The 22246-nt window shown below is 61.1% G+C and carries 16 protein-coding genes; all 16 read left to right on the plus strand.

Features of this window, described 5'->3' with window-relative positions:
- Nucleotides 1–313: 313 nt before the first annotated feature.
- Entirely contained in the window at nt 314–2062 is a 1749-nt protein-coding gene (gene leuA / locus HMPREF2879_RS07875; protein ID WP_070635203.1) for a 2-isopropylmalate synthase, read from the plus strand.
- Between the two features lie 185 nt (nt 2063–2247).
- Complete coding sequence (locus tag HMPREF2879_RS07880; RefSeq protein WP_070635204.1) at nt 2248–3150, plus strand: hypothetical protein; 903 nt, start codon at nt 2248–2250, stop codon at nt 3148–3150.
- Between the two features lie 221 nt (nt 3151–3371).
- Nucleotides 3372–4220, plus strand: a complete 849-nt coding sequence (locus HMPREF2879_RS07885) for an undecaprenyl-diphosphate phosphatase (protein WP_044150432.1) — start codon at nt 3372–3374, stop codon at nt 4218–4220.
- 158 nt (nt 4221–4378) lie between these two features.
- On the plus strand, nt 4379–5695 hold the full coding sequence (gene mshC / locus HMPREF2879_RS07890) for a cysteine--1-D-myo-inosityl 2-amino-2-deoxy-alpha-D-glucopyranoside ligase (RefSeq protein ID WP_070635205.1): 1317 nt from the start codon (nt 4379–4381) through the stop codon (nt 5693–5695).
- Between the two features lies 1 nt (nt 5696).
- Nucleotides 5697–5819: a hypothetical protein gene (locus HMPREF2879_RS09605; protein ID WP_256370828.1), complete on the plus strand. Its 123-nt coding sequence runs from the start codon at nt 5697–5699 to the stop codon at nt 5817–5819.
- A gap of 231 nt (nt 5820–6050) precedes the next feature.
- A complete protein-coding gene (locus HMPREF2879_RS07895) occupies nt 6051–7148 on the plus strand; it encodes a tRNA (adenine-N1)-methyltransferase (protein ID WP_070635206.1) in 1098 nt (365 codons plus the stop codon).
- Nucleotides 7149–7282: 134 nt separating this feature from the next.
- Entirely contained in the window at nt 7283–9109 is a 1827-nt protein-coding gene (gene arc / locus HMPREF2879_RS07900; protein WP_070635207.1) for a proteasome ATPase, read from the plus strand.
- A 116-nt stretch (nt 9110–9225) separates the two neighbouring features.
- Nucleotides 9226–11037 (plus strand): depupylase/deamidase Dop, encoded by a 1812-nt coding sequence (gene dop, locus HMPREF2879_RS07905; RefSeq protein ID WP_070635208.1) that lies wholly within the window; start codon nt 9226–9228, stop codon nt 11035–11037.
- A gap of 190 nt (nt 11038–11227) precedes the next feature.
- Nucleotides 11228–11422 carry a ubiquitin-like protein Pup gene (locus tag HMPREF2879_RS07910; protein ID WP_005506016.1) on the plus strand — a complete coding sequence of 65 codons (195 nt, stop codon included), beginning with the start codon at nt 11228–11230 and terminating at the stop codon, nt 11420–11422.
- A 29-nt stretch (nt 11423–11451) separates the two neighbouring features.
- Nucleotides 11452–12924, plus strand: a complete 1473-nt coding sequence (gene pafA / locus HMPREF2879_RS07915) for a Pup--protein ligase (protein ID WP_012903530.1) — start codon at nt 11452–11454, stop codon at nt 12922–12924.
- A gap of 204 nt (nt 12925–13128) precedes the next feature.
- Nucleotides 13129–14172 (plus strand): FKBP-type peptidyl-prolyl cis-trans isomerase, encoded by a 1044-nt coding sequence (locus HMPREF2879_RS07920; RefSeq protein ID WP_070635211.1) that lies wholly within the window; start codon nt 13129–13131, stop codon nt 14170–14172.
- A gap of 101 nt (nt 14173–14273) precedes the next feature.
- The gene (locus HMPREF2879_RS07925) at nt 14274–14669 is read left to right on the plus strand and encodes an FKBP-type peptidyl-prolyl cis-trans isomerase (RefSeq protein WP_005506021.1); all 396 of its coding nucleotides are present in this window, start codon (nt 14274–14276) and stop codon (nt 14667–14669) included.
- 155 nt (nt 14670–14824) lie between these two features.
- Nucleotides 14825–17074, plus strand: a complete 2250-nt coding sequence (locus tag HMPREF2879_RS07930; protein WP_070635213.1) for a WYL domain-containing transcriptional regulator — start codon at nt 14825–14827, stop codon at nt 17072–17074.
- A 437-nt stretch (nt 17075–17511) separates the two neighbouring features.
- Entirely contained in the window at nt 17512–17757 is a 246-nt protein-coding gene (gene tatA / locus HMPREF2879_RS07940; RefSeq protein ID WP_005506024.1) for a Sec-independent protein translocase subunit TatA, read from the plus strand.
- A 133-nt stretch (nt 17758–17890) separates the two neighbouring features.
- Nucleotides 17891–18772, plus strand: a complete 882-nt coding sequence (tatC, locus tag HMPREF2879_RS07945) for a twin-arginine translocase subunit TatC (RefSeq protein ID WP_070635214.1) — start codon at nt 17891–17893, stop codon at nt 18770–18772.
- A gap of 268 nt (nt 18773–19040) precedes the next feature.
- Nucleotides 19041–22109, plus strand: coding sequence for a DEAD/DEAH box helicase (locus HMPREF2879_RS07950; protein ID WP_070635216.1), 3069 nt, complete (start codon nt 19041–19043; stop codon nt 22107–22109).
- Nucleotides 22110–22246 lie beyond the last annotated feature (137 nt).

The following is a 22246-nucleotide window of genomic DNA, read 5'->3' on the forward strand; positions in this document are numbered from 1 at the left end:
GCTTTCCAGATGATGGACGGCTTCCCGGGTGCCCTGCCACCGCCTCCGACGCCTGTGATAGCGTGGAGGCATGACTATTGACGGTGAGAGCATGCGCGGGGTTACCCGCCAGGCAGTGAACCTGCTGCTTATTCGCCGGAACGGGGCACACTAGAATCTGCCGCAACCGTTCCGGCTTTTTGACGCGGCATCTCACCTTTGCATCCTTTCTGATGCACCGCCTTGACCACGGCTGCCGGGGACCGATACCCGGCACGGTACGAGCCCCACAATTGGGGTAGAGCGAGACGGACCAACCAACAGGAAATTCATCATGAAAAACCACCAGAAGCCCAGCCCCATGCCGGTACACAAGTACCGCCCTTTCCACGAGCAGATTGTCGTTGACCTGCCGGACCGCACCTGGCCGGATAAGGTCATTGAGAAGGCTCCGCGCTGGTGCGCAGTGGATCTGCGTGACGGCAACCAGGCGCTGATTGACCCCATGGACACCGACCGTAAGCTTGCGATGTTCAAGCTGCTGGTGAAGATGGGTTACAAGGAAATTGAGGTTGGTTTCCCTTCGGCGTCGCAGACTGACTTTGATTTTGTGCGCACTCTCGTTGAGGACGGCCACATTCCTTCGGACGTGACCATTCAGGTTCTGGTGCAGGCGCGTGAGCACCTGATTGCCCGCACTTTTGAGGCGATTGAGGGCGCACCGCAGGCGATTGTGCACTTCTACAACTCGACCTCCGTTCTGCAGCGTCGCGTGGTGTTCAACCAGGATCAGGAGGGCGTGCTGGATATCGCCCTGCAGGGTGCGCGCCTGTGCCGCAAGTACGAAGAGCAGATGATCTCTGACACTAAGGTCATCTACGAGTACTCGCCCGAGTCTTTCACCGGCACTGAGCTGGAGTACGCGGCTCGCGTGGTGAACGCTGTGGCTGAGGAGCTGGAGGTCGGTCAGAACGGCCGCGAGCTGATTGTGAACCTGCCCGCTACCGTTGAGATGGCTACCCCGAACGTGTACGCCGACTCTGTCGAGTGGATGCACCGCAACCTGAACCACCGCGAGCACATTGTGCTGTCGCTGCACCCGCATAATGACCGCGGTACCGGCGTGGCTGCTGCTGAGCTGGGTTACCTGGCGGGCGCTGACCGTATTGAGGGTTGCCTTTTCGGTAATGGCGAGCGCACCGGTAACGTTGACCTGGTGACTTTGGGTCTGAACATGTACACCCAGGGTATTGATCCGCAGATTGATTTCTCTGATATTGACGGTATCCGTAAGACTGTTGAGTACTGCAACCAGTTGAAGGTGCACGAGCGTTCGCCGTATGGTGGCGATCTGGTGTTCACTGCGTTCTCTGGTTCTCACCAGGACGCTATTAAGAAGGGCTTTGAGGCTCTGGAGCGTACCGCTGCTGAGGCGGGTAAGACCGTGGACGAGGTGTACTGGGAGGTTCCGTACCTGCCGATTGATCCTCGCGATCTGGGTCGTACCTATGAGGCGATTATTCGTGTGAACTCGCAGTCCGGTAAGGGCGGTATGGCGTACCTGCTGAAGCAGGATCACGGCCTGGATCTGCCGCGTCGTGCTCAGGTTGAGTTCTCGAAGATTGTTCAGGCTCGTACTGACGCTGAGGGCGGCGAGATGACCAGCCAGAAGCTGTGGAACATCTTCGCGGATGAGTACCTGCCGGCTCCGGATCCGCAGAACCGTTGGGGTAAGTACCGTATTGAGTCGATTAATATTGATTCGGCTGATACCGGTGCGACTACTCTGCGTGTTGGTCTGAACATTGATGGTCACACGTACACTCGTACTGCTTCGGGTACCGGTCCGGTGGATGCTCTGCAGAACATCCTTTCGGGCGAGGGCGTGGATATTCGCGTGATGGATTATTCGGAGCACACCATGTCGTCTTCGTCGACTGCTAACGCTGCCTGCTACGTTGAGGCTGCTGTTGGTTCTCGCGTGCTGTGGGGTATTGGCGTGGACAGCTCGACGACTCGTGCGGCTTTGAAGGCGATGATTTCGGCTGTGAACCGTGCGCTGCGTGATGAGCGTCAGGCGTAGGCGATAGCCGTACATGCTTTGTGCAAGGTTTGCGGGTGACCGCTGGCTGGTGACCGTTGACCGTGCATGATGTGGGGGCGGGATGCATACTGGGAGTATGTATCCCGCCCTTATGCGTTTAATGTGCGCAGGTGTTGTGTGCATCGGCGTGCTCTGAGGCGAATAATCTGCAGAGAGGAACTCTCATGAAAAGCTACGCGATGGTGTTTAGCCCCGTTGATGCGGCGGACACCGATTCTTCTGTCCGTGCCTGGAATTATGAGCTGTGCGGTGGTGATGATACTGCTCTGCCTGCAGGTTCCACCGAGGTGTGGGAGGCTGGCTGGGTGGGTTCGACCGGTCCCGGTATTGAGCAGGATCAGTGGCCGCGCAGTACGTTTACTGGTTTGCCGATGCAGCATATTTTTACGGTGAGGTTGCCGGGGGAGTACCTGCCGGATGCGCAGAAGTATCCGGACGTTGTGGCGTTCTCTTTCTTCGCCGGTGATGGCCAGTTCGCTGAGGATGAGGCGACTGAGGGTGTTGCTAATGCTGCTAGTGATGACCCGTTTGAGGTGCAGTATGCGCAGGCGCGGGTGCATCCGTATCAGTTGTTGTTGCGCGATATTTTGGATGCTGAGTTTGCGGTGCTGTACCTGAGTGAGGAGGAGTTCTCGTCCCGCACGCCGCCGCCGCAGGATGTGCGCCGGCCCGGTGAGCATCGTGGTGAGGAGGAGAGCTTCAGCGCCTGGGCTTTGGCGGATCGTCAGCAGCCGCTGGACCGTAAGCCTGCTCTTGTGGGGTGGGTTCCGACGGATGATCCGAATGCCGGTAAGGTCCCCAGTGATGTGTTTGAGAATGTTGACCCGCAGACTGGTTATCTGAGTCCTTTCGATTGGGATGCTGAGGATTCGGCGTGGTTTGAGTGGGCGAAGCCGCTGATTGCGGTGGGTACTCACCTGGGTGGCACTCATTTTTATGCGCAGGCTCTGCCGGAGGGTCTGACGGCTCGTTATATTGAGTTCGATGAGTTTGATGTGCTGAATTTTGGGTGCGGTAGCGCTGTTTTTGATTTTGAGACCGGTGTTTTTGACTGGTCGTGCGGCTAGTACGCTTGCGCCGGAGAGCGCGCATTTGAGGTGTTTGCGCGGCCTCCTTGAACCGTGGAGGAGCCGTTGATGAGCCGTGGATAAGCCCCGGATGCACCGCGGTGTACCTCCTGAAACGGCACCCTGAGCGTTTCACAGTGTGGACGGGGCGGTTTGCGGAAGTTCCACATCACCTTCGGCGAACCGCCCCGGGCGGGTGCACCTCCTGTATCCTTGAATGCGTGGAATGGATTCAAGCAATTATTTTGGGCTTTGTTCAGGGCCTGACCGAATTTCTGCCGATTTCGTCATCGGCGCATCTGAACATTGTTGGCCAGATTCTGCCGGAGAAGGCTGACCCGGGCGCCGCGTTTACCGCAATCACCCAGCTGGGTACTGAGACCGCGGTCTTGATTTTTTTCTGGCGCGATATTGTGCGCATTGTGAAGGCGTGGTTTGGCGCTCTTACCGGTCGTGTACCGCGCAATGACCCGGATGCCCGCATGGGTTGGCTGATTATTATTGGCTCCCTGCCCATCGGCGTTCTGGGCCTGCTGCTGGAAGACTACATTGACACCCAGTTCCGTAGCCTGTGGATTGTGGCGACTATGCTGATTGTCTTCGCTGTGTTCCTGGGTCTTGCGGACCGTTTTGGCCGCGAGCAGCGTGAGCTGAAGGACCTGACGTTCCGTCACGGCCTGCTGTACGGTTGCGCACAGGCGCTGGCACTGATCCCGGGTGTTTCCCGTTCGGGCGGTACGATTACTGCGGGTCTGTTCATGGGTTACACCCGTGAGGCTGCGGCACGTTACTCGTTCCTGCTGGCCATGCCCGCCGTGTTCATGTCTGGCCTGTACAAGACCTTCAAGGTGGTCACCGGCGAGGAAGCTACCGGCTTCTACGGTATTCCCTCGACTATCGTGGCTACTCTGGTTGCGTTTGTGGTGGGTTACCTGATGATTGGCTGGTTCCTGAAGTACGTGTCGTCGAAGTCCTACGGCATTTTCATCTGGTACCGTATTGCGCTCGGTATCCTGATTTTCGTTGGTCTGGGCACTGGCGTTCTGAACGCTACTTCTTCGGCGTTCTAAGGCTTTAGCCCTCAGCGTGATATGACATACCCGTCCGTGAGTTTCTCACGGGCGGGTATTCTTATTGGAGTAGATTTTTTGGCACCCGCATGCCTTGAGGTTGGGCGGCGGGTGTGGCGCGTCCACCGGTTGTGGGCGTTTTTACGGAAAGGAAACCCATGCGAGCTTGGGATGCCCCCGCCTCTGTGACTCTGCCCGGTCAGGCTGCGCTGCCGCGTATTTTTGATACCGCGGCTGGTGAGATTGTTCAGGTTCAGGAGGATAAGGCGGCGAGCCTGTACGTTTGCGGTATCACCCCGTACGACGCGACGCATATGGGTCACGCCTCCACCTATGTTGCTTTTGACTTGCTGCACCGCGCCTGGCTGGATGCGGGCGTGCCGGTCACCTACGTGCAGAACGTGACCGATGTGGACGACCCGCTGCTGGAGCGTGCGACCGCGACGAATGTTGGTTGGCGTGAGCTGGCTGAGGATCAGACGGAGCTGTTCCGCACCGATATGAAGGCGCTGAACGTGATTCCGCCGGCGCACTATGTGGGTGTGGTGGAGTCCATTGAGTGGCTGTTCCCGCTGATTGAGGACCTGTTCCGCCGCGGCCTGGCGTACCGCGTGCCCGGTTTCACGGACGAGCAGGGTGTGGTGCATCCTGACGGTGACGTGTACCTGGATCTGAAGGCTGTGCGTGAGCTGCCCGCGAACGCTGAGGGCTACTCGTGGGCACCGGGCGAGGTCTGCCACTTGACCCGTGATGAGATGCTGGAGATTTTCGCTGAGCGCGGCGGCGACCCGAACCGTGCCGGTAAGCGTGATGCACTGGATCCGCTGCTGTGGCGTGTTGAGCGTGAGGGCGAGCCGAGCTGGGATGCCGGCGAGCTGGGCGCGGGCCGCCCCGGCTGGCACATCGAGTGCACGATGATTGCCCGCCGTTTTGTGGATGGTTCGCTGACCGTTCAGGCTGGCGGTAACGACTTAACGTTCCCGCACCATGATTTGGGTGCGGGCCATTCGTGGGCTGTGTCTGCACGCCCGCACGCTAAGCATTACGCGCACACCGGCATGGTCGGTTTGGATGGCCACAAGATGAGCAAGTCCCGCGGTAACCTGGTGCTGGTTTCGCGTCTGCGTGCAGCCGGTGAGGATGCGAACGCGGTGCGTCTGGCGATTATGGGTCAGCATTACCGTTCGGATTGGTTCTGGACTGATGAGCTCCTGGAACACGCGAAGGCTCGCCTGGACACCTACCGTCATGCGGTGTCGGTGGCTGAGGGCCGTGAGGGTTCCGAAGGTGTCACCGATGAGGCGGCTGTTGAGCTGCTGACCACTGTGCGTGAGGCACTTGGCGAGGACCTGAACGCTCCGGCGGCGTTGGCGGCTGTGGATGCGTGGGCTGTGAAGGCTCTGGCGGACACCACCGTCGGCGGTGGCGCGCTGGTGCGTGACATCCTGGTGGCACGCCTGGGCGTGGTCCTCTAAGATGGCTTCGTCGGTCATGGAGGAGCTGTACGCTTTCCGCCCGTATGACCGTGAGACGGTCGATGCGCTTGCCGCAGAGATGTTAGCTGAGGTTCGCGCGTACGAGGCGCAGGAGGAAGCGTAGGGCTTCTGAGAACAACGAAAGGGGTGGGTGACTCTGGAATAACTCCAGGGTCACCCACCCCTTATGCGTTTAACCGGTTGTAGAACCTGATGACTGGTTATCACGCCCGCGGGGTAATGCGCCACAGCCGATTTGCAGACTCCGCTAAAATAGAAAAGGACTTTTTCCGTCCACAGTTCGCCGCACAGCGCGAACAGCACAGACTGACCCAAACCCGAGGAGAATCACCCCGTGAGCAGCGGCACCCACACCCCCACCGGCGCAATCAACCGCCGCGGCCCCTTCCGCCCCGGCGAGCGCGTCCAAATCACTGACGAACGCGGCCGCATCACCACCATTACCCTCGCCGAAGGCGGCGAATACCACTCCCACAAGGGCTTCCTCAAGCACGATGACCTCATCGGCGCACCCGAAGGCACCGTCATCGCCAACACTCACGGCATCCTCTACCAGGCGCTGCGCCCCCTCTACAAGGACTTCGTGCTCTCCATGCCGCGCGGCGCAGCCGTCGTCTACCCCAAGGACGCCGCCCAGATTATCGTCAAGGCAGACATCTTCCCCGGCGCACGCGTCGTCGAGGCCGGCGTCGGCTCCGGTGCACTGTCCATCGCGCTGCTGCGTGCAGTCGGCGACTACGGTTGCGTGCACTCCTTCGAACGTCGTGAAGAGTTCGCAGACGTCGCCCGCGGCAACATTGAAACCATGTTCGGTGGCCCCCACCCGGCGTGGAAGCTGAGCATCGGCGACCTGCAGGACACCCTGCCGCAGGTTGAGGAGCCCGGCAGCGTCGACCGCGTCGTACTCGACATGCTCGCACCCTGGGAATGCCTGGACGCTGTTGCGGAGGCGCTCGCACCCGGCGGCGTGCTCATCTGCTACGTTGCGACCGTGACCCAGATGTCCCGCCTGGTTGAGGGCATGCGCCTGGACGGCCGCTTCACCGAACCCGAATGCGACGAAACCATTGTGCGTGGCTGGCACGTGGAGGGCCTGGCGGTCCGCCCCGACCACCGCATGGTTGCACACACCGCGTTCCTGGTCGTGGCTCGTCGCCTGGCTGACGGTGCGGTGCGTCTGGCACCGAAGCGTCGCGCGTCCAAGACTGATTTCTCTGAAGAGGATATGAACGCGTGGATTCCCATGAACGTGGGTGAGCGTGAGGTGACCGATAAGAAGATTCGCCGCGCAGCCCGCGATGCGAAGAACCTTGCCGCTCACGCCGCACGCGCGAACGAGATTGCGCTCGAACAGAACGGTACCGCGCAAAACGCCATGGAGTCTGAGCAGAACAACGGCGCAGCAGCTGAGGCGACTGAATCCGCCGAATAATTTGAACCACCTTTGACCTGCGGGGGCACGGGCGTTGCCTGGAGCCCCCGCAGTGCACTCACCAGGCTACTCACTGTGCCCAACCACCCGCACCGAGTAGCCGCCGACAAGGACGAACAGCTAAAGGAGCTACCGTGTCCACCCACGAATCTGCAGATCAGGCAGGAACCCCCCAGTACGGCACCGCCCACAGTGCAGCCAGCGCGGCACCGCACTACTCGGCTGCTTTCGGGTCGACCTCCCTGCCCGGCAGTCAGCCCGTCAGCGCGCAGGAGTATGACGCCGTGCTGCGTCGACTTTCCGCGGCGGAGGCAACCCGCGACAATATGAGCCGACAGATTCGTGGTGCGGGGGAGAAGAACCGCAAGCTCGTTGAGGCAATCACCAGCATGCGCTACCAGGTGGAGCGTCTGCGCGCGTCCCTGTCGCAGAATGTTATGCCGCCGCTGAATTCGGCGATTGTGCTGGCGGTGCATGAGGGTCAGACCATGACCTACGAGCAGGTCGCTGATGATAAGACCCCCGCCGAGATTGATACGTACCTGGATGTTCAGGTGAGCGGCCGCATGATGCGTATTCCCGTGTCCCCGCTCATTGACCTGTCCACGCTGACCCCCGGCATGACCGTGCTGCTCAACGACAAGACCGAGGCGGTTGTTGCCCTGGATACCGAACCCTTCGGTGACGTGGTGACCGTGCGCGAGGTGCTGGATGAGCAGCGCGTGCTGGTTGATACCTCTTCGGGTGCTCAACAAGTGGCGCGCGTGGCTGGTTCCCTCGACATTGAGCAGTTGCGCACCGGTGACGCGGTCACCCTCGACACCCGCACCCGCATGCTGACTTCGCAGGTTCCCGCTTCTCGTTCGCAGGAGCTGGTTCTGGAAGAGATTCCGGACGTCACCTACGAGCAGATTGGTGGCCTGGGCGCGCAGATTGAGCAGATCCGCGACGCGGTGGAGCTGCCGTACCTGCACCCCGAGATTTTTGAGCGCTACCACCTAGCGCCGCCCAAGGGCATTCTGCTGTACGGTCCTCCCGGTAACGGTAAGACCATGATTGCTAAGGCTGTGGCGAACTCCCTGGCGGCTCGTGCGGCTGCGCTGAACCCGGGTTCGGCTACTCGCGGCTACTTCTTGAACATTAAGGGCCCCGAGCTGCTCGATAAGTTCGTCGGTGAGACCGAGCGTCAGATCCGCGATATTTTTGTTGCCGCCCGTGAAAAGGCGGAGGCAGGCCACCCGGTCGTCGTGTTCTTCGACGAGATGGAGTCCCTGTTCCGTATGCGCGGTTCGGGTCGTTCCTCCGATATTGAAACGACCATCGTGCCGCAGCTGCTTGCCGAAATTGACGGTGTGGAGTCGCTGCAGAACGTCATCGTTATTGGTGCGACCAACCGTGAAGACTTGATTGACGCCGCGGTGATGCGCCCGGGCCGACTCGACCTGAAGATTCGCATTAACCGCCCGGATGCCGCCGGTGCGGCAGAGATTTTCGGTCTGTACCTGACCGAGGACCTGCCCCTGGACACTGAGGAGGTCGCAGCCGCCGGTTCGACCCGCGCCGCCCTGACCGCGATGATTGCGGCGGCGGCAGGTCAGCTGTACGCGCGCACCCCCTCCACCGCGTACGCTGTGGCGACCGTGGATTCTTCCATGGTCGTTGGTTCTGGTGCGAGCGCGAACCTGTCCACTCACACGCTGTACCGCGGCGATTTCGCTTCGGGCGCGGTGATTCGCAACATTGTGGACCGCGCAAAGAAGGCCGCGATTAAGGAGCAGCTGCAGGCGCTGACCGCCGGTGCGGACGCCTCGAGCGTTGGTATTGGTACCCGCCACCTGCTGGAGGCGGTACGCGCCGAGTTTGAGGATCAGGTGGACTTGCCGCCGCTGCCCGATATTGAGGATGCGCTCACCGTTGCCGGTGTGCGTGGCCGCCTGGTGTCGGTGGAGCCGCCGCGCTAAACCGCGCGCCCACTCAACTGCGCGATCAGCCCACACCCCGCGCTTATCCCGCATCAACCCAGCATTACCGCAGGTCCAAAGCCTTTAGATGGTATAGAACTTTTCAGGAGAACCCCATGAACTCCACCCCCAGCTACGGCGTGCACCGCATTATGGGTGCCGAAACCGAGTACGGCGTCATCGCCCCCTCCGCGCCGGGCACCAACCCGACCGTGCTGTCCGCACTGGTGGTCAACACCTACGCCAAGCTCGCCTTCCGCCGCGGCGCCGCCTTCCGCGAGGAGCTGCAGCGCCGCGCCCTGGCGGATGAGCTGACCGCCGAGCAGGCACGCCAGGCAGAGAACTACTCGACCACCACCCCCGAGGGTCAGTGGCTGGGTGAGTCCGAGTCGCCGCTGCGTGATGCCTTCGGTCAAGTGCAGGACGCCTCCACCGCCCACTCAAGCCAGATGACGCACACCCGCACCGAGCTGACCAGCGAAGACATCGCCCTGGAGATTATGCGTGAGGCGGGCGTTCAGGCACCGGGTGAGCCCGCCGAGCCGCGCAGCGCCCTGGATGCGCTCGCCGGCGTACACGGCCGCGGTGGTTTCCCGGAGCGTCTGGATTGGGACCGCGTGACCATGAACGCGATCCTGCCCAACGGTGCGCGCCTGTACGTGGACCACGCGCATCCGGAGTATTCTTCGCCCGAGGTGCTGAGCCCCGCCGACGCGGTGCTCTATGACGCTGCCGGTGACGCGCTGGCGTACGAGTCGCTGGTGGAGCTGGGCAATCACGCGCAGGATTTGCCGCAGGTGAAGCTGTATAAGAACAACACCGATTCGAAGGGCCAGTCGTACGGCGCCCACGAAAACTACCTGATTAGCCGTGACGTTCCGTTTGAGCAGGTTGCGGATGCGCTCCTGCCGTTCTTTGCGACCCGCGCTATTTTTACGGGTGCGGGCCGTGTGGGTATTGGTACGCACGGTGAGGTTCCGGGTTTTCAGATTAGTTCGCGTGCTGATTTCTTTGAGCGCACGATTGGTCTGGAGACCACGATTCGCCGTCCGATTGTGAATACGCGCGATGAGCCGCATGCGGATGAGTCGAAGTACCGCCGCCTGCACGTGATTCCGGCGGATGCGAACATGTCGCACTATTCGAACCTGTTGAAGTTTGGTACGGCGGCGCTGGTGATGAACCTGATTGAGTCGCACAGCGAGCAGCACCCCGTGTTGCCGGGTGTGCGTCTGTCTGATCCGGTGGCGGCGATGCACGCGGTCAGCCACGATTTGTCGCTGTCGGTTCAGCTGCCGCTGGCGCCGTCTTCGGCGACCCTGCCGAACCCGGTGTCCACGAGTGGTTCGGCGAGCGCCCTGCAGATTCAGCGCGCCTACTATGAGGCCTCCCGTGCGCACGAGGAGTCGAACCCGGCGGGTGTGGATGCTGCGACCGCGCAGATCCTCAACCTGTGGGGTGAGGTTCTGGATGCCCTGGAAACCAACCCGCTCTCGCTGGCGGATCGTCTGGATTGGGTGGCGAAGTATGCGCTGGTGCGCGGTTATGTCGCTCAGGGCGTAGATTATGCGAATCCGAAGTTGAAGGCTTTGGATTTGCAGTACGCTGATATTGACCCGTCGAAGAGCCTGTATCACCGTCTGGTGGCGCGTGGCCGTATGCGCACGCTGTTCTCTGCGGAGCAGATTGAGCGTGCGACGACCGAGCCGCCGCGTGAGACGCGCGCGTTTTTACGTGGCACGCTGATGTCCCGCTGGCCGGAGGAGATTCTGGGTATTAACTGGGATACGGTCTCGTGCCGCGGCAGGTATTCGAAGGATCTGACTCGTTTTACGATGATGGAGCCGACCCGCTACGGTGCCGCCCAGGTGGAGCCGCTGCTGGATGAGGTAAACCATTCGGATGCGTTGCTGAACCGCCTGCGCTAGCAGCACACCCCCTAAACCCACATAAACTCACATTCTTCCCCGGGGCGAATACCCCCATTCAGAAGAGTAAAAACCACATAACCCACAGGCGGGGTGCAGTAAGGTCCGGGTACCAAAACCCTTATACCCCGCACCCAACCCCACTAAAAACTTATTTGTCCACAACCGAAAACCCCTTGAGGAGAGAACCATGAGCCGCGAACGCATCAGCGCACAGCAGACCGAAACCACCGCAGCCGAGCAGGAGCAGGAACTGACCCTCGCCGCCTCCCACGTTGTCTCTGACGTGAGCGAGGTCGACGACCTGCTCGACGAAATTGACGGCCTGCTCGCTGAGAACGCTGAAGATTTCGTCACCGGCTTCGTCCAGAAGGGCGGCGAGTAACCGGCGCACCTGCGCGCCGGGTCAGCATCATGGAACACCGTATTTTCGGCATTGAAAGCGAATTCGGGCTCAGCTACGTCCCGCACGGGCTCGGTCGGCTGAGCATCGAAGAGTCCGCCGCCGCCCTTTTCAAGCCCGTCCTGGATCAGTGGCGTTCAACGAACGTCTTCCTGCCCAACGGCGGTAGGCTCTACCTTGACGTGGGTTCGCACCCCGAGTACGCCTCCGCCGAATGCGGCAGCATTGACGAACTGCTCGCGCAGGAACGCGCCGGTGAGCTGCTTTTCGCTGATCTGGCGCGTACCGCCCGCAAGCGCCTGCTCGCAGGCTCGGAGGGCCGCCCTCTCGACGGTGAACTGTACCTGTTCAAGAACAATGTGGATTCGGCGGGCAACTCCTACGGCAGCCACGAGAACTACCTGATCAGCCGCAAACTGCAGTTCAACGACCTGATTGCCCAGCTCGTGCCGTTCCTGGTGACCCGCCAGATTCTGGTCGGTGCCGGTAAGACCCACCCGAACGGCGGCCCGGTGCCCGGTTCGACCGACCCGGCGTCCAGCACGGGTGTGCCTTCGTATTCGTTCTCGCAGCGTGCCGACCATATTTGGGAGGCGGCGTCCACCTCAACTTCGCGCGCTCGCCCGCTCATTAACACCCGCGATGAGCCGCACGCGGACGCTTCGAAGTTCCGTCGCATGCACGTCATTAATGGCGATTCGAACATGGCGGAGCCGACGACCCTGCTGAAGATTGCCAGCACCGACCTGGTGCTACGCATGCTGGAAGACCGCTTCCCGGTCACCAGCCTGGATATTGTGTCTGTTCCGGCGGCTCTGCGCGCTATCAGCCACGACCTGACCGGCACCGCAACCTTCGAAACCACCGACGGTAAGCACTACACGGCGTTGAGCGTTCAGCGTCACTACCTGGATGCGGCACGCCAGTACGTGCAGCAGTACGGCGCGCATCACCACCACGTGGAATACGCCCTGGACTTGTGGCAGCGCACCCTGGACGCTATCGAGTCCGGCGACTACAGCAGCATTGACTCTGAGATTGACTGGGCGATTAAGAAGAAGCTTCTGGATGCGTATATTGCCCGCGCCCGCGCGGCTGGTCAGCCTGCCGATTATGCGAGTGCCCGCATCCGTCAGCTGGATTTGGCGTACCACGACATCGACCCGGAGCGTAGCGTCTTCCACGCGCTGGTTCGTCGCGGTGCGGTCAAGCGCATCCTGCCTGAGGGTGCTGCGGAGGCGGCGAAGACTCAGCCGCCGAACACTCGCGCTCTGCAGCGTTCGCGTTTCATTAATGCGGCGGTTGCGGCGGGGGAGCAGTTCACCGTGGATTGGGTGCATTTGAAGCTCAACGCCTACCCGCAGCACACGCTGGTGTGTAAGGACCCGTTCGCAACTGACAGTGAAGGCTTGGAGGAAGTGCTGACCCTGCTGGAGGGCAAGGCGCGTCAGCATCAGGAGGCGGCATTCCCGCCGCCCTGCTAAACAGCATTGCTAGAAACTCTCTGATGAGGGGAAACCCGCCGGCGGTCAGGGTTGTCAACCTTCGGGAACGCCTCGGCCGCGACACAGCCTGAACACAGCTACATGCCGTAGCATAAAACAGCTAAACCTATACCTGTAAACTGTTCTGTGGCACACGGGCACTCACACGCCCCACTCTCACAGAAAACCCCAGAGGATAACACTATGACCAAACGCTCTAAGCTCACTATTTTCGGTGCCAGCGCGGCAGCTCTCGCGCTCGCACTGTCCGCATGTGGCGCACAGTCCAGCAATGGCGATTTGTCCAAGGTGCAGTACACCTTGAAGAACGCGACCGCTGCGCCTGAGGCGTCCTTCGCGACTCCCTTCGCCGCTTCTAGCCCCTCCGCATACGTGATTGAGGAAGGTAACGGCGACTCCATCAACGATGGTGACTACGTGCTCGTTGAGGCTGCCGTGTTCAACGGCACCGACGGCAAGCTTAACGGTTCCACTTACTCCAGCGAGCCGATTCTGCTGCCGATTAACGATCAGCTGAAGCAGGCTGCACCGCAGGTATACGAAACCCTGAAGAAGATTAAGGTTGGCGGTTCTTTCTCGTACACCACCAACGTTCTGCAGCAGCGTAGCACCGCGGGCGTGACCACTACGACCGCTTCGCCCGGTGCCGCAACTAACGTTGAGGTGTACACCGTGAAGACGAAGCTGCCCAAGTACGCAACCGGTAAGGCTGTTGAGGCTGACCCGTCGCTGCCGTCCTTCACTCTGGATGAGTCCACCGGCAAGGCTGAAATCAAGCTGCCCGATAACAAGCCGGAGGTCACCGAGCTGACCGCTAAGACCCTCATTGAGGGCGAGGGCGCCGAGGTCAAGGAAACCGATACCGTGTACGTGCGTTACATTGGTGTGCAGTACTCCGACGGTAAGGTCGTCGACGGCAACTATGACGCCGCCACCCCGATGGGCATCTCCCTGCAGGGCGTTATCAAGGGCTGGACTCAGGGTCTGAAGGGCAAGAAGGTCGGCTCCCGTGTTGAGCTGGTCATCCCGGCGGACCTGGCGTACGGTAACGACACCGGCGGTTCCAAGCCTTCGGGCACTCTGGTGTTCGTGGTTGATATTCTGGGCGCGGAGGAGAACCCGCAGACCCTGCAGCGTGCTCAGGCGGCTTCTAGCGCAGCTGCTGCGGAGGCGTCCGCTTCGGCAACCGCAACCCCGGCAGCTACCGCTTCGGCTACCGCACAGTAGCCCGGCACCCACATTTTTATACCGCGCTCGCCGCCTATCGACTTAGGCGGCGAGCGCACCCACTATTTCGATGTATGTCGAACCAATCAAAGGAGACACCCATGTCTTTCGGTCAGCGTAACCTCGACCGCGAAAAGCCCGAAATCGATTTCCCCGAGGGCGACGCCCCCACCGAGCTGGTCATCACCGACCTGATTGAGGGCGCAGGCGCTGAGGTTGTTCCCGGCTCCCGCGTGCTCACCCACTACGTTGGTGTGGCATTCTCCACCGGTGAAGAGTTTGACGCTTCTTGGAACCGTGGCGAGCCGCTGCCGTTCCAGGTGGGCGTTGGCCAGGTTATCCGCGGCTGGGATGAGGGTCTGCTCGGCATGAAGGTCGGCGGCCGTCGTCGCCTGGAGATTCCCTCCGACATGGCGTATGGTGACCGCGGCGCTGGTTCGGTCATTAAGCCCGGTGAGTCTCTGATTTTCGTGGTGGACCTGCTGGACGTCCGCTAAGGACTAGCCAGGTTCTCGCGTTTTTCGCGCTTCTCACGTAAGACGCGCAGAGACGCACAGCCCGGTGCTTTCTCCCGATTGTGGGAGGGGCGCCGGGTTTTTGCGTACCCGTACGCTGAGTAAGTGCCGCGGAACACACACGGTATGATGGAATCATGTCCACCGCAGCTCAGCTTTACATGACTCTTCACCGCCTTGCCACCGCCGCCGAGGCACCCGATGCCGCAACCCGAACCCAGGGCATCAGCCGCAACGAGCTACTGACCCTGCTCGGTATTAGCACGCGCGCTAACGGCTCCCTCAGCGAGTCCCAGGAACGCGCCTTTGAACGAGCCAAGCAGACCCTGCGTGATGCCGGCGCGCGCATCACCCACGTGACCACAGATCTGGGGGAGCGCTACCGCCTCGAGCCCAGCAACGTCGCTAAGCTGCCCGCATGGAACCCCACCGCTGAGGAGTTCCGCCTCATCAACACCATCCTGCGCGGCTGGGAAGGCACCGAACTGCAGGATGACGCCTACCGCATCCTGCGTAAGATTGCGCTGACGAGCGAGAACCTCACCGATGAGGCGCTCGCCGCCGCGAAGATCCTGGAGCCGAAGACCGGCAAGCGTCAGCGCGCGAAGAACCTGTACACCTACCGCGAGCCTCTTCAGCGTATTTACTTTAGCGATAACCCGCACCTGAATGAGCTGTTCACCGCCTATGCGGAGCGTAAGACGGTCACGTTCACCTATCAGACGGCTGCCGGTGCGACCCGCGTGCAGGAGAAGGTCAGTGTTGCCGGTATTGGGTACCGTTACGGCACCTGGTATTTTGTCGGCTACTACACTGAGAGCTCGGAGCGTAAGGAGTACACGTTCCGTGCCAGCCGTATTCAGAAGCTCACGATGCTTTCGCGTATTGATTCGACCCCCATCAATGCGACGTTTAACGCCAAGAACTGGCTTGAAGACATTAAGGGCTACGAAGAGTACCTGTCCGTCGTGGAGGTCAGCGCCGATTCCACGCTGTCGGATCCCTTCACCGTGCCCTCGTACGGCACGATTGATAGCGCCGTGGCGGCGACCAGCTACAGCTGCGTGATTGAGCCGCCCGAGGAATCGGAGGCTGCATCTACCCGCCAGCGTGACAGCTACGCCGCCCAGCAGCTGCTGCTGCGTACCCTCACCGACCTGCACAGTGGCGCAGTCGAGGACCCCGGTACGTGGAGTAAGATTGACCAGCGTAACCGTAATAACGTCCTCGACGCCCTCGTCGACCTGGTTCTGGGTCTGCATCGTGCCGACCGCTGGGCGAGTGCCCATGGTGAAGAGCCCATGCCTTTGAATCAGCTCAACGCCCTCTACAGCGTGGACACCGAGAAAAACCGCGACCTCGGCAAAACTATCATCCCCGAGATTTTCGCGCAGGTAGATACCGTTCCCTTCGATTCTGACCCCAAGGACCCGGACGCCCTCAAGCCCAGCTACATTAACCTGCTGCCGGACTTTGGCGGTGCCACCCCGAACACGCTGCTGAACTACGCGCGCCTTACTGACACTGAACTCGCCATTCTCGTCTTTACCCTCTCTGCTGCAGATATTCTGCACCCAGCGGATGCGCGTCTGGGCAGTATCCGTGCGGCGCTCGCCGCCGCGTACCCGAACGCGCCTGTCTATGCGCAGCACCTGTGCTTCGCCCCGGAGGAGCCGCTACTGCAGGAGGCAACTGCCGCCTTGAGTAGCGGCAATGCCGTGACCATTGGTTACGGTACCTCTGAGCGTGCCGCGGATCGTCTGGTGGATCCGTATGCGCTGGTGTTGCACCGCGACCACATGTACCTGCATGCGTGGTGCCGTACCGCTGAGGAACGCTACTATGCGGCGCGCGGTGAAGAGGTACCCGCGCAGGTACCTGAGGCTTTTGCTCACGCAGCCACCGGCGAGGCAGCGAACAGTGCCGACAGTGAGGCGGGGGAGAAGGAACCCACCTTCTGGCGTAACTTCCGCCTCACCCGCATCAACCACATTCAGGAGGCGGGCGCGGGTCGTACCCACCCGGTCACCGGTGACACCGTTCCGCATTGGCACGCGCAGCAGCACAGTACTCAGACCAACCCGTTCGCTGAGTTGCGGATTCACCCGACCGAGCATATTCCCAGCGGTGAACCGCTCGATACTCTCACCGCAACGTACATGCGTCGAAGCACCCACCACGTGAAGAAGGCTTCACGCACCCAGTACGTGCGCATCCACTACTACAACAATGCCCACGGCGCTGGCGATAAGAACATCCTCGACACCGTCATCGCGCACCGAGGTGCCCTCGAACTGGTCGGTCCTGCGCACCTGCGCGCGGCGTTGCTTGACCAGTTGCAAACCCTCAAAGCGAGTAGCCGCAGGGGTGCGCCCGCAGAAAAATAGAACTTCACCCACAAGCAAAAACACCCTAAAAACCCATCTAAGGCGCCAAAACATTAACCTAAAACTTGTATAATGGTGCTCATGTCTTGGTGGTTCTGGATTTTGCTATGGGGCGCGCTCATCATCTGCTCGCTCCTCTATTTGGCATGGTTCACCTACAAAGCACTCACTCGCGGTTTCACACTCCTTGACGAAACCGTAACCTGGGTCGAGTCAATCGAGGGACAATTCGATGCAGCGCAAGCGAACGCAAGCCGAAAACTCCCGCGAGACACCACCCTCGGGGTATTCACACCCATCACTGAGGCATACAATAACTACGAACAAGGTAAGCAGACACGCAGGTCTGAGCGGATCAAGCGACGGGTCTCCCGACGAGATCGACTCGGCCAACCTCAAAACATCGGAGACCTGCTCTAACAGAAAGGCACACCACCATGGGCCAGATTTTCAGCCACCCCGCGACCATCATCGTCGTTATCCTCCTCATCGTCCTCCTCTTCGGCGCACCCAAGCTGCCCGGCATGGCACGCAGCCTCGGCCAGTCCATGCGCATCTTCAAGACCGAAGTTGAGGGCCTGAAGAACGATTCCAAGAAGGACCCCCGCGAGAAGGACGGCGAAGAGGTCGTCACCGCTGAGGTCGTAGACAACGGCAAGGACGGCAAGACCGAAACCAAGTAACGGTCCCGCCACCGACGCACCAAACCCGTGCCAGCCCACCGGCCGGCACGGGTTTTGCGGCACCACCCCATAAACACCCCACCAGACCCCCTCAGCCGAATCACACACGGCACCGACACCCAGAGGACACCACGTGGCAACACCTGACCAGGACGTGCGCAACCGCAAAGTCAATCCTGAAGCACGCATGGAACTCAAGGAACACCTGCGCGAATTCCGCGACCGCCTCATCAAAGCGGCTATCGCAACCGTCATCGCAGCCATCATCGGTACGGTCTTCCTCTACCAGCCTTTCATCGAAATGATCTCTGTGCCCCTGCAGCAGATCAACGCAGAAACCGGCCGCAACGCAAACCTGAACTACGGTAGCGTCGCATCTCCTTTCGACCAGCTGCTTAAGGTCGGTATGTACATCGGCTTGGTGATCGCCTCTCCCGTCTGGCTCTACCAGGCGCTGCGATTCCTGCTGCCGGCACTGCACACCAAGGAGAAGAGGTATCTCTTCGGCTTCCTCACCGCATCTATTTTCGCGTTTGCCTGCGGTGTCGCCATTTCGTACTTCACCCTCCCCGGCGTGGTCTACGCGCTGCTGAAGTTCACCCCCCTCAACGACAGTAACTACATTGACGCGGGCGTGTACATCTCCTTCATCCTGAAGTTCGTTGTGACGTTCTCCTGCGCCTTCATCATCCCTGTGATTCTGGTCGGCATTAACATGCTGGGCCTGATTCGCGGTAAGACCATCCTGAAGTCTTGGCGTTGGGTTGTTGTGCTCGTTGCGGTTATCGCAGCGCTGACTGCACCCGGTAGCGACATCATGATGATGTTCGTGCTCATGGCGCCGCTGCTGATTTTCTTCTTCGCAGCAATCCTCATCTGCATGATTAACGACAAGCGCCGCGACCGCAAGCTCGCCAAGCTGGCGCAGGGTTCGGATGAAGCAAGCCTGAACACCGCAACCAGCAGTGAAGACCTGGCGAAGATGGGTTACTTCGAGGACGAGAAGACTTCCTAAATTGAATAGCTCGCTTTGAGCAACATCGCCGAAAGGGGCGGGGTACAGGTTCTCTGTACCCCGCCCCTTTCGCATGTTCCGCAAAAGGGTCTCGAGGCGTACAGACGAATTTTTACAACGCCCGCCGGTACGTCCCCGCAGAAACGCAGCGTATATTGCGCCGAAACTGTGCCGCCGATGCGCTCGCTGTTCGCCCGTACCGGATTAGTGCCCATGCAGGATGCTTTCGGAAGGTGGGCGGTGGGCGAGCGGTTACACTGGACATACTATGAGCAAGCACCACGCACAGCACACATCCGACGCACACACTTCTAACTCTTCTAACGCACAGACCCCGGCGGAGCAGACCGGCACCGACTACGCTGCCGCCTACGCCGCATCCCGAGAGCGCGCCGCATACGCGAAGACCGCCCTGGTGGCTTTTGAGGCGTCCCTTGATTTTCCGCTGGATGATTTTCAGCGTCAGGCGTGTGCCGCCGTGGAGGCGGACCGCTCCGTCCTCGTTGCCGCGCCTACCGGTGCCGGTAAGACCATTGTGGGTGAGTTCGGTATCTACCTGGCGTTGCGCCGCGGCATGAAGGCGTTCTACACGACCCCCATTAAGGCGCTGAGCAACCAGAAGTACCACGACTTTGTGCGCGCGTACGGTGAGGATTACGTGGGTCTGCTCACCGGCGATACGAGCATTAACACGGAAGCACCCGTGGTCGTGATGACCACCGAGGTGCTGCGCAACATGCTCTACGCCAACTCGACCACACTGACCGGCCTGGGCTATGTGGTCATGGATGAGGTGCACTACCTGGCGGACCGTTTCCGCGGCGCAGTGTGGGAAGAGGCGATTATTCACCTTCCCGAGCATGTGAACGTCATTTCCCTGTCGGCTACGGTGTCGAACGTTGAGGAGTTCGGCGCGTGGCTGGATACGGTGCGCGGCGGCACGGACATTATTGTTTCGGAGCACCGCCCGGTGCCGCTGTGGCAGCACATGATGGTCGGTCACCGCGTGGTGGACCTGTTCGTACCCGAGGACAACTCCGCACAGGGCAAAAACCACACCCAGGGCAAGAACCAGGAGCCGGAGGAGAAGCTCTCCCGCAAGCAGGCGAAGAAGGCACAGAAGGCTAAGCAGCGCGGCGCATCCGTGGAGGCGGGCGCTAACCCTCTGCTTGCCGGTCTGCGTCTGAACCCGCAGCTGAAGGCGCTACGCCCCGGCTTCCGTTCGAGCCCGGGCCGCGGACGCTACGGCGGCAAGCGTGAACGTTTCCGTCACCGCCGTGAAGGCTGGCTCAATGAGACGTTCAGCAGCGGCGAGCGCGGCCGCTCGGACCGTCGTGACCGTTTCAGCAACGACCGGGACTTTGATGCGCGCGGTGAGCAGAAGCCCCTGCGTCCGCAGCGCATTACCCGCCCGGAGATGGTGCGCGCCCTCGACAAGCAGGGCCTGCTACCGGCTATTTGCTTTATCTTTTCCCGTGCCGGTTGCGACGGCGCAGTCAGCCACTGCGTATCCGCCGATATTACGCTGACCACCCCCGAACAGCAGCAGACCATCCGCGCCTACATCGCGGAAGCGACAGCTCACCTGGACACCCGCGACCTGAACACCCTCGGCTACTACGAGTGGCGCGACGGCCTGATTCGCGGTATCGCCGCGCACCACGCCGGCCTACTGCCCCTCTTCAAGGAAGTTGTCGAAACCCTCTTCGCCCAGGGCCTCATCAAGCTGGTCTTCGCCACCGAAACCCTCGCACTGGGCATCAACATGCCCGCACGCACCGTCATCCTGGAGAAACTCACCAAGTACAACGGCGAATCCCACGTGGACATCACCCCCGGCGAATACACCCAGCTGACCGGACGCGCCGGCCGCCGCGGCATCGACATCGAAGGCCACGCCGTAGTCATCTGGCGCCCCGGCATGTCCCCGGAACACGTGGCAACCCTCGCCTCAACCCGCACCTACCCGCTGAACTCCTCGTTCCGCCCCACCTACAACATGGCGGCAAACCTCATCGCCTCCTACGGCGCCGAACGCACCCGCAAAATCCTGGAATCCTCCTTCGCACAGTTCCAGGCAGACAAATCGGTCGTCGGCGTCGCCTCCCGCGTACGCAAAAACGAAAACGCCCTAGAAGGCTACCGCGAAGCAATGGCATGCCACCTGGGCGACTTCACCGAATACGTCCAGCTCAGCCGCCAAATCACCGAACTGGAAAAGAAAGCGTCCAAGAGCAACGAACGCCACGCACGCGCGCAGGCACACCACAGCATCCAGCAACTACTACCGGGCGACATCATCTACATTCCGCACGGCCGCTCCCGCGGCTACGCAGTGGTCATCACCCGCTCCGACTCGCACGCCGACCCGCGCATCGGCATCGTCACCGAGGACGCACACCAGCGCACCGCCTCAACCCGCGACTTCGAAGGCGCCGTCGAACCGGTCTCACGCATCAAAATCCCCAAGCGCCTAAGCCTCAAAACCGCCAAGGAACGCCGCGACACCGCAAGCCGCATGCGCCAGGCACTCTACGACGGCCGCGCCCCGCGTGCGCTCGCACAGCAGAACATCCCTGCTCGTCAGAACAGCATCGACGCGCAGCTGGAGGCTCTACAAGCGCAGCTACGCAACCACCCGTGCCACGGCTGCTCCGACCGCGCAAACCACATGCGCTGGGCCGAACGCTGGCAGAAACTCAACTCCGAAACCGAAGGGTTGCGCCGCCAGATTGCCCGCCGCACCAACACGATTGCGCAGGTCTTCAACCGCATCGCACGCCTGCTGGAAAGCTACGGCTACGTCGAGCGCACCGAAGACGGCGAATTGTCGCTAACCACCGGCGGCCAGGCGCTACGCCGCATCTACGGCGAGCGCGACCTGCTGACCGCCCTGTGCCTGGACGCGCACTTCCTCGACGGACTGGAACCCGCCGCCATCGCGGCAACCGTCGCCGCACTAACCTACCAGGGCAAGCGCGACGCGGTGGAATACCTGGCTCACTACCCGCACCCGTCCCTGCGCGCACCCATCGCGACGATTACGCAGCGCCTCGCCGACCTGAACGCAGCCGAAGAACAGTTCAAGGTCAACCCGACCCCCGCATGCGACTTCGGCCTGGTCGAACCCATGTACGCCTGGGCGAACGGCGCGCACCTCGCAAAGGCAATCGAGGACACCGGCCTTGCCGCCGGCGACTTCGTACGTTGGGCAAAGCAGGTACTGGACGCCCTGGACCAAATCGCGCACATCCGCTCACTGGACCCGGTCATTCGAGCCCGCTGTGAAGAAGCGATTGAGGCGGTACGCCGCGGCGTAGTCGCCCTGGACGTCTAGCCCGCGCCTTAGCTACACCGTACATAGTGCTACACCGCGCCCGACCAGTTCGGGCCACCACCCCCGCTACTGTGCATTGTTCTACATCATCTAAGTTCCGCCTCATCTAAGGACGAACGAACTATCGCAGGCAGCGG

This window comes from Rothia sp. HMSC069C04, from assembly GCF_001812895.1.
Classification (GTDB): domain Bacteria; phylum Actinomycetota; class Actinomycetes; order Actinomycetales; family Micrococcaceae; genus Rothia.

What these genes read in the sequence shown, in the direction of transcription:
- leuA (WP_070635203.1), top strand. Translation starts at nt 314, where the DNA reads ATGAAAAACCACCAGAAGCCCAGCCCCATGCCGGTACACAAGTACCGC.
- HMPREF2879_RS07880 (WP_070635204.1), top strand. Translation starts at nt 2,248, where the DNA reads ATGAAAAGCTACGCGATGGTGTTTAGCCCCGTTGATGCGGCGGACACC.
- mshC (WP_070635205.1), top strand. Translation starts at nt 4,379, where the DNA reads ATGCGAGCTTGGGATGCCCCCGCCTCTGTGACTCTGCCCGGTCAGGCT.
- HMPREF2879_RS09605 (WP_256370828.1), top strand. Translation starts at nt 5,697, where the DNA reads ATGGCTTCGTCGGTCATGGAGGAGCTGTACGCTTTCCGCCCGTATGAC.
- dop (WP_070635208.1), top strand. Translation starts at nt 9,226, where the DNA reads ATGAACTCCACCCCCAGCTACGGCGTGCACCGCATTATGGGTGCCGAA.
- HMPREF2879_RS07910 (WP_005506016.1), top strand. Translation starts at nt 11,228, where the DNA reads ATGAGCCGCGAACGCATCAGCGCACAGCAGACCGAAACCACCGCAGCC.
- pafA (WP_012903530.1), top strand. Translation starts at nt 11,452, where the DNA reads ATGGAACACCGTATTTTCGGCATTGAAAGCGAATTCGGGCTCAGCTAC.
- HMPREF2879_RS07920 (WP_070635211.1), top strand. Translation starts at nt 13,129, where the DNA reads ATGACCAAACGCTCTAAGCTCACTATTTTCGGTGCCAGCGCGGCAGCT.
- HMPREF2879_RS07925 (WP_005506021.1), top strand. Translation starts at nt 14,274, where the DNA reads ATGTCTTTCGGTCAGCGTAACCTCGACCGCGAAAAGCCCGAAATCGAT.
- HMPREF2879_RS07930 (WP_070635213.1), top strand. Translation starts at nt 14,825, where the DNA reads ATGTCCACCGCAGCTCAGCTTTACATGACTCTTCACCGCCTTGCCACC.
- tatA (WP_005506024.1), top strand. Translation starts at nt 17,512, where the DNA reads ATGGGCCAGATTTTCAGCCACCCCGCGACCATCATCGTCGTTATCCTC.
- HMPREF2879_RS07950 (WP_070635216.1), top strand. Translation starts at nt 19,041, where the DNA reads ATGAGCAAGCACCACGCACAGCACACATCCGACGCACACACTTCTAAC.